This window comes from uncultured Succinivibrio sp., from assembly GCF_902756765.1.
In the GTDB taxonomy this organism is placed as follows: Bacteria; Pseudomonadota; Gammaproteobacteria; order Enterobacterales; family Succinivibrionaceae; genus Succinivibrio.
Genome location: NZ_CACVSS010000052.1, coordinates 1 through 13,957 on the forward strand (window position 1 = coordinate 1; position 13,957 = coordinate 13,957).

General features: G+C 42.3%; 10 protein-coding genes. 3 read left to right on the forward strand and 7 right to left on the reverse strand.

Annotated features, from left to right (window positions below; translation table 11 throughout):
- Positions 1 to 202 precede the first annotated feature (202 nt).
- The 3 genes from QZU45_RS08110 to QZU45_RS08120 form a co-directional block, all read right to left on the reverse strand.
- Positions 203 to 1,894 carry an AMP-binding protein gene (locus QZU45_RS08110; RefSeq protein ID WP_295353929.1) on the reverse strand — a complete coding sequence of 564 codons (1,692 nt, stop codon included), beginning with the start codon at positions 1,892 to 1,894 and terminating at the stop codon, positions 203 to 205.
- Positions 1,895 to 1,912: 18 nt separating this feature from the next.
- On the reverse strand, positions 1,913 to 3,004 hold the full coding sequence (serC, locus tag QZU45_RS08115) for a 3-phosphoserine/phosphohydroxythreonine transaminase (RefSeq protein WP_295353932.1): 1,092 nt from the start codon (positions 3,002 to 3,004) through the stop codon (positions 1,913 to 1,915).
- 130 nt (positions 3,005 to 3,134) lie between these two features.
- Complete coding sequence (locus tag QZU45_RS08120; RefSeq protein WP_295353935.1) at positions 3,135 to 6,110, reverse strand: DNA topoisomerase (ATP-hydrolyzing); 2,976 nt, start codon at positions 6,108 to 6,110, stop codon at positions 3,135 to 3,137.
- Between the two features lie 163 nt (positions 6,111 to 6,273).
- On the opposite strand from QZU45_RS08120, the gene rdgC reads away from it, so the two are divergent.
- Together rdgC and QZU45_RS08130 are read left to right on the forward strand one after the other, a co-directional pair.
- Positions 6,274 to 7,188: a recombination-associated protein RdgC gene (rdgC, locus tag QZU45_RS08125; protein ID WP_074839210.1), complete on the forward strand. Its 915-nt coding sequence runs from the start codon at positions 6,274 to 6,276 to the stop codon at positions 7,186 to 7,188.
- A complete protein-coding gene (locus QZU45_RS08130) occupies positions 7,175 to 8,482 on the forward strand; it encodes a U32 family peptidase C-terminal domain-containing protein (RefSeq protein ID WP_295353939.1) in 1,308 nt (435 codons plus the stop codon). Before rdgC ends, QZU45_RS08130 begins: the two co-directional genes overlap by 14 nt.
- 97 nt (positions 8,483 to 8,579) lie before the next feature.
- Here QZU45_RS08130 and QZU45_RS08135 read toward each other — a convergent pair whose 3' ends face one another.
- The 3 genes from QZU45_RS08135 to QZU45_RS08145 are packed head-to-tail and all read right to left on the reverse strand — an operon-like array spanning position 8,580 to position 11,673.
- Positions 8,580 to 9,842 (reverse strand): GGDEF domain-containing protein, encoded by a 1,263-nt coding sequence (locus tag QZU45_RS08135; protein ID WP_295353942.1) that lies wholly within the window; start codon positions 9,840 to 9,842, stop codon positions 8,580 to 8,582.
- Complete coding sequence (locus QZU45_RS08140; RefSeq protein WP_295353945.1) at positions 9,839 to 10,984, reverse strand: GGDEF domain-containing protein; 1,146 nt, start codon at positions 10,982 to 10,984, stop codon at positions 9,839 to 9,841. The genes QZU45_RS08135 and QZU45_RS08140 overlap by 4 nt, the downstream gene beginning before the upstream one ends.
- 8 nt (positions 10,985 to 10,992) lie before the next feature.
- Positions 10,993 to 11,673, reverse strand: coding sequence for a hypothetical protein (locus tag QZU45_RS08145; protein WP_295353948.1), 681 nt, complete (start codon positions 11,671 to 11,673; stop codon positions 10,993 to 10,995).
- Positions 11,674 to 11,964: 291 nt separating this feature from the next.
- Here QZU45_RS08145 and asnA point away from each other — a divergent pair, with 291 nt between their 5' ends.
- Positions 11,965 to 13,002, forward strand: coding sequence for an aspartate--ammonia ligase (gene asnA, locus QZU45_RS08150; RefSeq protein ID WP_294997530.1), 1,038 nt, complete (start codon positions 11,965 to 11,967; stop codon positions 13,000 to 13,002).
- 81 nt (positions 13,003 to 13,083) lie between these two features.
- Here asnA and QZU45_RS08155 read toward each other — a convergent pair whose 3' ends face one another.
- The gene (locus tag QZU45_RS08155; protein WP_295353951.1) at positions 13,084 to 13,710 is read right to left on the reverse strand and encodes a hypothetical protein; all 627 of its coding nucleotides are present in this window, start codon (positions 13,708 to 13,710) and stop codon (positions 13,084 to 13,086) included.
- Positions 13,711 to 13,957 lie beyond the last annotated feature (247 nt).

The window sequence follows — 13,957 nt, forward strand, 5'->3', positions numbered from 1 at the left end:
ATAGCTATTATTGCAACTGACGAAGTTGGCAACTTTTTATTTTGCAATTTTACTTTTAATATCTTTACGGGCTCTCATCCACACGGTTAAAACCGTGGGGTTTCGAGCCAACATAATTTACAATACAGTCAAGACGGGTAAAATTCAATAATTGAAATCTGCTCTCCGCCATTCAGAAGACGACAGAGAACAGCATATATAGTTACTTGAGTCGATTCTGTTTCAGATAACGTCTCATAACCTTGCCCACAGCAGATTTAGGCAGAGTTTCCACATACTCTATATGCTTAGGAACCTTGTAACCGGTAAGATACTGTCGACAATAATCAAGAACCTCTTCCTTAGTTAAGGTCCGGTCTCTCCTTACCACATAAAGTTTAATCGACTCACCGGTAGACTTGGAAGGCATACCGACAACAGCACATTCGAGAATCTTTGGATTGTGAGACAGCACATTCTCGATTTCAGATGGGAAGACATTAAAGCCCGAAACAATAATCATATCCTTGATTCGGTCTATGATTCTGATGTGGTAGTTATCGCTCCATTCAGCAATATCTCCAGTACGTAGCCAGTCATCATCAAAGACATTGCGGGTCTCAAGCTCATTATCAAAGTAGCCCTTCATCACCTGAGGACCTTTAAATTCAAGCTCACCAGGTTGGTTTGGATCCCAGATTTCCTCCCCTGTCGAGGTATCGACAATACGAGCCAGGGTTGAAGGAGTAGGCACACCGATTGTTCCTGTAAACTCAGTCTGAGTGTATGGTACCACACAGCAAAGTGGAGAGCACTCGGTCAGACCATAGCCCTCATGAATAGGTATACCTGAAGCCTTGAGGAACTGATCGGCAACACCATGCTGAACAGCAGTACCGCCACCGATGACAATACGCAGATGAGGCAGACTTACCTTTTTAAATACCTCATAATGCACGAAGGCGTTAAACAGAGTATTAACACCGGTAATAATCGAGATATCCGGATTTTTCCTGAGAGTTGCAATCAGTGTCGGGAACTGACGTGGATCAACAATCAGAATATTAGTGCAGCCTACATACATGGCGAACATCAGATTAACCGTCATGGCAAAGATATGATATAAAGGCAGAGCCGTTAAAATGGTCTCATCACCTTTTTTCAGTCTTGGTCCATACATGGCATCCGCCTGAACCACGTTGGCAATAATGTTACCATGAGAGAGCATGGCCCCCTTAGGCTTGCCGGTGGTACCGCCTGTATACTGCAGGAAGGCGATATCATCAAACTTCATATCTACAGCTTTGAAGGCAGACAGATACTTCTCACCTTCACGAAGACAATCATTGAAATAAAGCAGCGAAGAGCCATCATAGGATGGAATCAGGCGTTTTATATATCTTGCAGTAAAATTGAGGACCATACCCTTAAAATATGGCATACAGTCACCGACAGAGCAGGAAATGTAATGCTGAAGATAGGTCTGATCTAAAACCTTGAGAAGACTCTGGTTGCATTTTTCAAAGGCAACCACAATCTTGATCTTGGCATCTCTTAAAATACCCAGCATCTCATGAGAGGTATACAGAGGATTGATGTTAACAATCTGCATACCACATTTGATTCCGGCAAATACCGCTATAGGATACTGAATCAGATTAGGAAGAATAACCCCAAGCTTATCTCCCTGGATTACGCCGAGCTTCTGCTGAAAATAGGCAGCCAGACAGTCGACCCGGTGTTTGAAGTCCTCAAAGGTAATCGACGAGCCGAAGCTTACAAATGCTCTCCTTTTGGCATATCTGGAACAAACATCATCAATAAAAACCGAAAGGTTTTCATAAAGTCTAGCATCGATAGAATGCGGCACATCGCCCGGATAATTTCGAAGCCATGGAGTCTTGGGGTCTGCCATAGCTAATCTCCTTTGATCTTATTTATACCTCTGCTCAAAGTCCTTCAGGAAATCCACAAGAGCCTTTACACCTTCAATAGGCATTGCGTTGTAGATACTTGCTCTCATACCACCTAATACCTTATGGCCCTTAAGTCCTACGAGTCCTAAAGCTTTAGACTGAGCAATAAATTCATTATTTAGAGTTTCATCCTTTAATGTAAATACGCAGTTGACACGTGATCTTACATTTGGGGAAATCTTGGAAACATAAAAATCTGAATCATCTATATAATTATAAAGCATTTTTGATTTTTCAATGTTTCTTCGCTCTAATTCTTCTACTCCGCCGAGGCTTTTTATCCATTTAAAGTTCAAATATGCCATATACCACGCAAAAGTACATGGGGTATTGAACATAGAACCGTACTTGTCTAAAACTGCCCAGTCCAGAACAGAAGGACAGTATTTACGGGCATGACCGATTAAATCCTCGCGGACAATGGTGATGGTCATACCGGATGGACCGACATTCTTCTGCAGACCGAAGATAATGGCACCGAATTTTGAAACATCAATCGGTCTGGTCATAATATTTGAGGACATATCTGCAATCAGAGGCACATTGCCGGTATCAGGCAGATTCTCAAGGGTTTCGATGCCGTTTACAGTTTCATTGATGCAGATATAGGCATAGGTTGAGCCTGGAGTTACAGTCATCTTTGAAAAGTCTACATCATACTGACCGTCTGAATTCAGATAGGTACACTCATGAATGATAGCCTTGCCGTATTTTTCAGCACATTCCTTGGCAGCACAGTTAGACCAGTGACCGGTTACAAAATAGTCTGCCTGACCGTTTTCCGGCAACAGATTCAGAGGAATAGCCGCAAACTGACCGCGGCCGCCGCCCTGTTCGAAAAGCACTCTGTAATTGGTTGGGATATGTAAAAGTTCACGCAGAAGTGATTCTGCCTTTGAGGCAATATCTGCAAATTCAGCAGATCGGTGAGAAATCTCAACAACACCCATGCCGGTATCTTCAAAATTTCTGAAAGAACGCTGAGCCTCCTCCATAACTTCATCAGGAAGCATGCATGGACCTGCATAAAAATTCCAAACCTTGCTCATTTTACACTCCATATTTTCTTGTTTATGAATGCGGTAATAAAAGATATGCTTTAAGTAAAGACAGAGCATGGAACAGTAAAAATTCCATGCTCATATAAGAGATTATCTAGTCTGACAGAGAGGCTGTCAACTATTCTTGGGAATTGCCTGGATTTGCATCATTATTGACTGCTGAGTCAGCGGCTTCTGCAGCACCGGCATTGAAGATTTCCTCTTCACGCTTAAGCTCTTCCTTTTCACGGGCACGGGCCTCAGCAATCTGTTTTGCATTCTCGACAACATCCTCTGGGATGGCCTGCATTGCAACCACAGAATCACCCTGATACATGCGCATCAGAATATTACCTGCAGCATAACGACCACTTACAGAAATGTCGGCCATAGGAGATCTGATTAACTGGCCCTGATTGGTGATCAGCATGAAATCAGACTTCTCATCGGCAGTTACTGCACCGATTACCTGACCGTTACGCTCAAGGTTCTTCATAATCACGATACCCATGCCGCCACGGTTGCGCAGTGACAGAGAGGAAAGCTCCATTCTCTTGCCAAAGCCGTTTGAGGAGGCGATCAGACACTGCTGTGATGCTACTCGTTTAGGAGGAACAACCATCAGAGATACCACCTCACCGTCATCACGCAGCTTGATACCGCGGATACAGCCTGAACCACGACCAGAAGGACGGACACCGCTTCCAGAATGTCTATCAATTGAGGAATCTTCATCAGAATCATCACTCTGAGAGCTGTCAGTTTCGTCATTATCCTCTGCGCTCTCATCCTCGGCAGCATCTGTCTTCTTCTTGTAGAACTCGCAGAAATGCTGACAGTAACCGTTTGAGGTGAACAGGAAGATATCATCATCACCAGAGGAAATTTCAACTCCGATAAGTTCATCATCGTCGTTGAGGTTTACAGCCTTCATACCATTCAGACTTAAGCGGCTTACGAAGCTCTTGTAGGCACTCAGAGAGGTCTTCTTGATTAAGCCCTTCTTGGTTGCCATAAAGAAGTAATCGTCATCATTGAACTCTGAGATAGGAACCATTGCAGTGATACACTCTCCGTTTGCAGCATCCAGATTATTGAAGATGTTCTGAACCAGTGAGCCCTGAGAGGTTCTGTTCTCATGAGAATAGGTAGGCAGATCGTATACCACGCGGACAAATACTCTGCCCTTGTTGGTAAAGCACATCAGCTTGTCATGGGTTGAGGCCACGATTACCTTAGTTACATAATCCTCGCCCTTGACCTTGGTAGCAAGTTTACCCTTGCCGCCTCTTGACTGACTCTCATAGGTGGCAACTTCCTGATACTTGATAAAGCCCTGAGCCGACAGTGTAACAATCACATCACGGCGCTGAATCAGATCAGCCTTGTTGAACTTGCTCATATCATAGGTAAAATCAGTCTTGCGGGCATTGCCGAAGGTTTCACGAACCTTGATAAGCTCTTCACGTATTTCCTTCTTCAGACGCTCTGGGTTGGTCAGAATATCCAGATAATCATGAATATCAGCCAGAAGCTTCTTGTACAGATCACGGATTTCATCCTGAGCCAGATGAGTCAGTTTTGACAGCTGCAGTCTTAGGATTGATTCTGCCTGTTCAACGGACAGATAATACTTGCCGTTGACATAGCCCTTATCAGCAGGGATGCCTAAAGGCAGAGCAATATTGATGCCCTCAGGAGTTCTCTCGATAAGAGTATTGATCATCTCGCCATCCCAAGGCTCGGCAATAAGTTTAGCCTTAGCCTCTTCAGAGTTGGCAGATGAGGTAATCAAATCAATTACTCTCTGAATATTAGCCTTGGCAACCAAGAGACCTTCCTGGGTGTGAGCATCCTTCTTTGCATTCTTCAGCCAGTAGGAGGTACGTCTTGTTACCACGTTACGGCGGAATTCCATGAACTCGTCAAGGATATTCAGAAGAGTTAAGAGTTTTGGCTTACCCTTTGACAGAGCAACCATATTAATAGGGAAACTGGACTGCAGCGAGGTCTTCTGGTACAGATTGTTCAGAACAGCCTCTGGGAAAGCGCCGCCCTTAAGCACGATCTCAATCTTAACAGCATTGTCCTTGTCTGAAAGGTCGTTAACTTCCTTAACGCCTTCAATCTTCTTATCCTTCTTGCCATCCTTGCGAACATCCTTGTCGTCCTTCAGCAGATCACGAATCTGACGGACAATATCAGCCTTGTGAACCACATAAGGGATCTCATCCACAATAATAGCCTTGGCTACACCTTTCTTGTCATACTCGACATGGCTCTTTGAGCGGATGATACATCTGCCCTTACCGGTAGCATAGGCCTCACGGATACCGTCTGTACCGACAATGGTACCGCCGGTTGGGAAATCAGGGCCCTTGATACAGCCTTCCATTGACATCAGCTCATCAAGAGTAATATTAGGATTCTCAAGATAGGCAATACAGCTGTTTACAACCTCGGTCAGATTATGGGTTGGAATATTGGTAGCCATACCCACAGCAATACCGGATGCACCGTTAACCAGTAAATTTGGGAATTTTGCAGGAAGAACTGTTGCAATAGTTTCAGAACCGTCGTAGTTAGGTTCAAAATCAACAATGTTCTCATCCAGATCATCAAGCAGGGTTTCTGTAGCGATACGGGTCAGCTTAACCTCGGTATAACGCATTGCAGCAGCGCCGTCACCGTCGATATCACCGAAATTACCCTGACCGAAAATCAGACACTCTCTCATAGAGAACCACTGAGCCATACGCACGATGGTCTCATAAACTGCTGTATCTCCATGAGGATGGAATCTACCGATAACGTCACCTACGATACGGGCTGACTTTTTGGTTGGGGATTTATGGGTAACACCAAGATCCTTCATATCAAAAAGAGCACGGCGGTGAACAGGCTTTAAACCGTCTCTTACATCAGGCAGAGCACGATCCTTGATAACAGACATTGCATAGTTGATGAATGACTGTCCAAGCTCCTTGTTAAGATCTGATGGAGGAACGTTTAAATTTAGTTTTCTTACCTGGGTTGTATCAACCTCAATAGTGGAGGTCTCTTCAGAAGATTCGACAGAATTCTGTGATGATGGATTTTCAGTATTATCTGACATCAAATTTACCTTAAATTACAAATCGTATATCTGAGAAATAATACTATTTTTTACGCTAAAAATCAATGACAGACAGCCTTTAAAGGCATGATAAAACTTGAAATATCCGCCAAATTTAAGGATAATTGTCGCCGAATTTTTTTTAATTGAAAGGCAGATAATTATGTGGTTTAAAAACGTCCGTTTCTATACTGTGGACTTATCACAGTTTAAAGATATATTTCATGATGATGCAGCTATGGAGGAAACCATCTCCAAAGTAGCCTTCAAGCCTTGTGCTGCTCAGGAAACCGCAACTATCGGATTTGCTCCTTTATTCGGAAAGGATACTCCTTTTCATTTCTCCTGCGGTGAAAACCACTACTTCAAACTGATTGAGGAGAACAAGCTGCTGCCAGCCTCAGTAGTTAAAGAGGAGCTCTCTGAGATTGTTGAGGAAAAGGAGCTCGAATTAAAGCGTCAGCTGCGCAAGAATGAAAAGGATGCCCTAAAGACCGCTGTTACCGGCAAGCTTCTATCACAGGCCTTCTCAACCAGACGTGAGCTTTTAATCTGGATCAACTTTGACAAGAACGTTGTAGGCGTCAGCGCTACCTCCGCAAAAAAGGCGGAAAGAGCACTTGCCATGCTGCGTGAGGCTTTCTCAAGCTTCCCTGCCCAGCTTTTATCTCCAAAGGTACTGGTTGACTCAACCATGACCGGCTGGCTCAAGGAGAACAAGCTTCCATCCCGTTTTGCCTTCGGTTCTGATGTAACCCTAAAGAGTCCTGATGAGGACGGCGGTGTAATCCGTGCCTCAAAGGAGGATCTGATCTCAGAGGAGATTTCTGTTCACCTGGATGCAGGTAAGGTGGCAACTGAAATCGGTCTGACCTTTGATGATTCTCTGGAGCTGTCTTTAACCTCTGAAATCGCTGTTAAGAGAGTAAAGCCAACCGATATCTATCTTGAGCATCATCTGAGCGAGAAATCTGATGATGAAATTGCCGATATGCAGTCTATACTTGTACTGCAGGGCGAACTTTTAACCGAACTGTCATTATACCTACTGGAGATATTTGACTGTGAGCATAAATAAGAAACCAGAATTACTTGCACCGGCAGGGAGCCTCAAACATCTTGAAATGGCTTTAGCATTCGGTGCTGATGCCGTTTACGCAGGTGTACCTAAATGGTCTCTGCGTGTAAGAGGCAACGGTTTTATCCGCGAGGATTTTATCAAGGGAATCGAGCTTGCCCACTCACAGGGAAAGAAGGTTCATGCGGTTTTAAACATTATTCCTCACGTAAGACGTGTTGCAGCCTTCGAACGAATTGTAGATGAGATGGCTCAGCTAAAGCCTGATGCCTTCATCATGGCTGATCCTGGTCTTATTGATATTGTAAGAAACCGTTATCCGGATATTCCAATTCATCTGTCGGTTCAGGCTAATACCGTAAACGCCGGCTCTGTAAAATTCTGGCAGAAGGTTGGTCTGACCCGCTGTATTCTCGCACGCGAGCTTTCCCTGACAGAAATTGAAATGATCAAGCAGGAATGCCCTGACATGGAGATCGAGGTCTTTGCCCATGGCGCTTTATGTATTGCCGTATCCGGCCGCTGTCTGATCTCTGGTATGCTTTCACATCGTGATGCCAACATCGGTGCCTGCAACAATGCCTGCAGATACGGTTTCAAGGTTCGCAATGTTCACAGTGCCACTGCTGATGATGTAACCACTTTTGAAGCTGATGACGGAACCATTCTTTCAGCAGAGCTTGAAGAAGGCATGCATCACCCTGGAGAATGGATGAGAATGGAAGAGGATCTGAACGGCTCCTATCTTATGAACTCAAAGGATCTGTGTACTCTTCCAGTACTGAAACGTCTGATTGAAATCGGTGTAGATTCCCTGAAGATTGAAGGCCGTTCACGTTCTCCATTCTACTCTGCCGCAATTTCTCGTGCCTACAGACTTGCTATCGATGCCATCTGTGAAGGCAGAGAAATCCCGGAGGAGAGCTACACCATTGTTAACTCTATTCCTTCAAGAGGTTATACTACTGCCCTTTTAGAGCCACACAGACCTGACAAGACTCAGGATTATGAGACCAATTCTCCAAATCCAGGCAACTGGCAGATCTGTGGAGATATCAAGACTCAGGATGCTGACGGTACCCTGCATATTGATGTAAAGAACCGCTTTGAAAAGAACTCAAAGATTGCCCTGTTCACTCCTCAGGGAATGATACCTCTGGATGGCGGCTCACTGGCCAATGAAAAAGACGGCAAGGCACTGGATGTAGCCCCAGGAACCGGCTGGACTGTAACCTTAAAGCATAAAGACAAGGTTGATATTTCAAAAGCTGTAATGCTGAGAATAGACAACTAGAAATGCTTAATTTGACTTGAATCCTGCTTTCTTCAGGCAGGATTTTTTCCCAAAAAAAGCAACTTATCTTCTAATTCTGATAATTCAGATCAGGAGTCTAATCTTTTTTCTTTTCACCGTATTTAAAGATTCTTTTTCCGATTTCACAGGTTCTGTGCTCAGGAGATATAGCCGTATAATCCTTGTGAGCATAGCGTTTGGTCTCGTACATCAGCTTATCTGCCGCATCAATAAACTCCTGAGTGGATTTGAAACGTCGGTCAAACCTGGTAAAACCGGTTGAAACCGACAGCTCATATGGAGCCAGACTTAACTCCTTTAACTGACTCAGACTGTATTCAATATATCTGCAGATAGATGATGCTTTCTCCTCATTTGCAACCTTTTTTATCATAATAAATTCATCTCCTGCATATCTGCAGACAAAACAGTTGAAAGAAAGAGCAATGTTCTTTAAAAGACGGGAGAACTGGATTAAAACTACGTCTCCACTGTTATGTCCGTAACTGTCGTTAATCTCCTTGAAGCGGTTGATATCTATGAAAATCAGGAAGGTCTGACGTCTTGCCTTTTCAGGCCCCTGCATCAGATTATCAAGATATCGACGCAACTCGTTAAGATTATTGATGGAGGTAAGTTCATCTAAAGATAATCTCAAATGCTGATGAATGGTCATCAGATAGGTAAAGGTAATTACAAATACAGGAGAGACTACTGGATAATCAAACAGACAGCCAACTGTTGCCATTAAAAAAGGAAGCGTGATTGCCACATAGAATATCACGTACTCCCATCTGTAATAGGTAATCTCCGCAAGCTTCTCTTTTTGAGAATCAAGAATCGAAAGTGAGTAGAACACGCCAATGATTGAATACAGACCAATAATGGACACCACCACAAAGAAATAAGGTCCCTTAATCAGCACGCCGTTGTAAGTTAATATAAGGACCCTGCCGTCAAAAACAGAGGAAATCACAAGATATACAGTTAATAGAAACGGAATGCTTCCAAGTACAAGCAAATACTTCTTTGCTATAGAGGAAGAACCTTTGAAAAAAGCCAACATAGCGGCACTGTATACCAGCGCAAAATAGAAAATATACTTACCGAAAGCAAAAACTATAAAGAAAGTATTTATATTGTCGCACAGCATATTGTTGCTGTAAAAGGAGGAGCAGCGGTTATCAACGGAGAATCTGGCACCTATATCGAAGACTACCACCAGCATAGCCATAACCAGAACAGTAACATAAAGAGCCAGATTCTGCTCCTTACATTTCACCAGATATACAATGATAATCAGATCAACCAGCAGGCACACCGCATCAATCTGCAGGGAAAAAATGTCAATGCTATTCATTGCACACTCTCCCTGAGTACATCGTGTTTCTGTTTGTTTGCTCTTTTCTGCTCATACATATTGTTATCAGCCATTCTGATAATTTCGTTGAGACTTTTTCCTGACTGGTTCAGATTAGTAGTACCAAAGGAAAGTTTTAAACTGACTTCCGGTAGACTTTTTCTGTTCTTCTGTTGGAGAATTTCCTTTATATCAGAAATCATCAGATCGATATCCGACTCTTGGGTGTGAGAGGAGATAATTGCGAATTCATCACCTCCGAGTCTGGCAGTAAAATAATTATACTTTCTGCTCAGATCGAGCATTGACTCTGCCACCACACGTAAGGCCAGATCGCCAACAATATGACCGTTCTCATCATTGATTTGCTTGAAGTCATCAATATCAACATAGGTAAGGTACATATTTACCTTTTCGTAGTTGTTTAATACTGAGGACAGATACATTCTGAAGCGGTTGCGGTTGTTAAGTCCTGTAAGCGGATCGATAAAGATCTGATTCTCCTGTGAGGTTACATACAGAAACAGCACAGACAGAGTTGCTGCCACAATATAAATGGTATTTGAAAAGAAACCGACCTTATACTGAATACAGCCTAAAAATGTCACGAAAAAAGCTGCGGTAAGGAGTTTGAACTTAGATGAAGGATTCTCCTCATATAACAGACAGTAAAGACAGATGCAAAGGCCGGCAAACGTATAAAGCAACACAAAGATTTCAACTATATAGTAATATTCGCCGGGAACTGCCTCACCGAACAGATTAAGCTTGAAAAGCAGATTATTGAACAGTGAAATTACAGACAGAAAGCTGGTAATAATAAGCGGGAAAAACATCAGGTTTCTAACCAGATCGTTTGATAAATACTTCTGATCCAAAAATCTCCAGATAATAAGTCTCAGACATACAAATGGAAGATAGATCCAGAGAATGATCTCAACACTTACTAAAAGAGCATGTATAAAAAAAGAAAAGCTGAAAGGGAAAAAGACTGAAATAAGTTCAAATACATCAATAACCACAAGAGCAACGCCTGCAAAAATAAAATCCCGGTTAAGAGACCGGTGTTCACGAATGTATGCTCTGAGAATAATCAGACTTATTAGTATCAGTATTATGTAAAGTTCAATGGTTATTGGCATCTGAGATCTTACCTGAAGGATTCAGACAGAGCTTCAGCCTGATTTTTATAGGTCACATCCCTGTCCTCTTCTTTCTTATCTTTCTTTTTATTATTCTTAAGTTCGCTTAATTTCTTTGCCTTAAGCTTATACTCTGCTACAGAAGACGATTCTTTATTATCTATTTTCTTTATTGGCTTGTTGTGAGAGATACTATTGAAACTCGATGCAAGGGATTTCTCAGAAGCCTTCTTATCTCGTCCGCTCTCCTTCATAATGATCTTTCCCCTTTCTCGGGCGACATCCTGATTGTAAAGGTAACGACCTTCTTCAAGGAGAGGATCTGGGACATCAACATGATTGCGGTTGATTACAGCCTGTTCAGCATTATCCTCAGCAATTGATCTTAAAAGATTCTGCTTAGGAGAAAGCGACTTATTGTTTTTTAGGAGATTATCGTGGTAATTTTTTGCCTGAGAGATAACATCCTCAAACATTTCTGTCTGATTGGAGGCCTGTTCACTGTCAGCATCGTCATCCTTATCCTCAGTATCAGCCTCGACATCTTCGGATTCTGCATCCTGAGAAAACAAAACCTTAGCATTGTCCTTTTCAACCTTCTCAACCGGAAGCTTGGCAAAGACAATACCGTTTATTCCCAAAAGAAAGAAACTCAACAGCATAAGCTGTTTTATAAAATTAGTATTCATAGGATGAAATCCATTCGGCTCACATATTTAAATTATGTGTGAAAATTTGAATGCTGTAAGTGAGCATTGTTGCAAAAGCGCAAGCGCATTATGCCTGTTGTACATTATCTTTTACATTATTTATCAAACCGCTTATTACACAATGCTCCCCAACAAGGCAAATCATATCCAACACCTTCATTTTCTGCACTATTTAGGAACAAAAATTTTAAATCAGCAAAGAAAAGCATTTTCAATAGGACACAAAGTATGTAAAATCGAAAGACGATATTTAAAACAAGGATGTTTATCATGAGTAAGATAATTAAACCAATTGATTACAAGCCAGCAATGGACAAACTTCAGACAGAGAAAGGAATCAAGATGATTAAGGATTTCTTTCAGCAGAATCTGTCTACCGAGCTAAAACTGCGTCGCGTTACCGCCCCTCTGTTCGTATTAAAGGGTCTGGGAATCAACGATGATCTGAACGGTGTAGAAAGAGCCGTTACCTTCCCGGTTAAAGATCTGAACGACGCTCAGGCTGAAGTGGTTCACTCTCTGGCAAAATGGAAAAGATTAACCTTAGCAGAACTCAAGACTGAGCCAGGCTACGGCATTTATACAGATATGAATGCGATTCGTGCTGACGAGGAACTTGATAATATCCACTCCCTGTATGTCGATCAGTGGGACTGGGAACTTGTTTTAAATAAAGATGATCGAAATTTAACATTCTTGAAAAATATCGTTAGAAGAATTTACGCTGCAATCCTGAGAACCGAATACTTAGCCTGTGAAAGCTATACACAGCTAAAGCCATTCCTGCCTAAGGAAATCACCTTCGTTCACACTGAAGATCTGTTGAAGATGTATCCAGACAAGACTCCAAAAGAGCGTGAGCATCTGATCGCCAAGAAGTATGGTGCCGTATTCCTAATCGGTATCGGTGCCCCTCTGTCAAATGGAGAAAAGCACGATGGCCGTGCCCCTGACTATGATGACTGGTCAACTCCAAATGAGGACGGCAAGATTGGTCTTAACGGTGATATTCTGATCTGGTATCCAATTTTAGACAGATCAGTAGAGTTATCCTCAATGGGTATCCGTGTAGATATTGCTGCAATGGAAAGACAGCTTAAGGCTGAAGGTCAGGAACAGCGCAAAGAGCTGTTCTTCCACAAGAAGCTTTTAAACAACGAACTGCCACTTACCATCGGCGGTGGTATTGGTCAGAGCCGTCTGTGCATGGTATTACTGCACAAGGCTCATATCGGTGAGATTCAGGCAAGTATCTGGCCTGATGATTACAGAGCTGAGTGCAAAAAGCTTGATATGAATCTGATTTAAGATTATCTGTCAGGGAAAACGAAGGCCAAAGCTAAAACTTTGGCCTTCTGCTTTTTTAAAGAGGAAAAAATAAATACTTTCTTATTTGAGCAGATCTTCAGAAGTTTTAGCTTCCTCCAGAATCTTCTCGCTCTCACTCTTATCCTTTTTCTTCTTATCTTTGTTAATCATCATGTTCTGATTAACCCACTTAGAGAACTGCTTGGCGGATTCGGTTGCTTCCTGTTTCTCAACAGTCTCTTCATGAGACTTTGCATAATCCAGCTTACGCTTTAACTCCTGCTCCTCTTCATCCAGACCTTCCCTGTTCAGTTCTGAATTACGACGGATTGATCTTGCACGCTTAGAATCAGCTCTGTCGCGCTTGAGCTGTTCTCTCAGCTTTGAACGCTTCTCATCGAGCATAGCTTTATCAACAGCAGAACCACCAGAACTCATAGCGTGTGAAGAGGCAGAGGCAGAGACTGAGGATGAGGCAGAGGAATCAGACTGTGCAGGAGCTGAAGACTGTGCAGGAGCTGAAGACTGTGCAGGAGCTGAAGACTGTGCTGCACCAACATCTGAAGAAGTATCCTCTTCATCATCAAGATTTATCTTCATTACTGTAGAGTCATCAGTAGGCTCTTCCGCATAAGTTACAAAACTTAATTCACAGAATAAGCCAATGAAGAAATATGTGAGAATCTTATTCGACCAAGATCTTCTCATTAGATAAAGCCTTAAACACAATTTAATCCAACCTTATAAGATTAAGTATAAGTAATGAAATTGTATTTAAATGATAAATCGCCTTTTTTTTAAGAAAATTATTCAAAAATGTGGAAAGGATTACATTTGAAACAGGATAAAGAATAAAATTACCCCTGAAAATAATCAGTTGTGTGAGGAAGGTCAAGAAAACAAAAATAAGGAAAAAAGCCTAATCCAGATTCTTAACCATATTCTTTCTGGTCCA

Coding starts and splice junctions, on each gene's coding strand:
- serC (WP_295353932.1), bottom strand. CDS start 3,004: ATGAGCAAGGTTTGGAATTTTTATGCAGGTCCATGCATGCTTCCTGAT.
- asnA (WP_294997530.1), top strand. CDS start 11,965: ATGAGTAAGATAATTAAACCAATTGATTACAAGCCAGCAATGGACAAA.
- rdgC (WP_074839210.1), top strand. CDS start 6,274: ATGTGGTTTAAAAACGTCCGTTTCTATACTGTGGACTTATCACAGTTT.
- QZU45_RS08145 (WP_295353948.1), bottom strand. CDS start 11,673: ATGAATACTAATTTTATAAAACAGCTTATGCTGTTGAGTTTCTTTCTT.
- QZU45_RS08155 (WP_295353951.1), bottom strand. CDS start 13,710: ATGAGAAGATCTTGGTCGAATAAGATTCTCACATATTTCTTCATTGGC.
- QZU45_RS08120 (WP_295353935.1), bottom strand. CDS start 6,110: ATGTCAGATAATACTGAAAATCCATCATCACAGAATTCTGTCGAATCT.
- QZU45_RS08140 (WP_295353945.1), bottom strand. CDS start 10,984: ATGCCAATAACCATTGAACTTTACATAATACTGATACTAATAAGTCTG.
- QZU45_RS08110 (WP_295353929.1), bottom strand. CDS start 1,894: ATGGCAGACCCCAAGACTCCATGGCTTCGAAATTATCCGGGCGATGTG.
- QZU45_RS08135 (WP_295353942.1), bottom strand. CDS start 9,842: ATGAATAGCATTGACATTTTTTCCCTGCAGATTGATGCGGTGTGCCTG.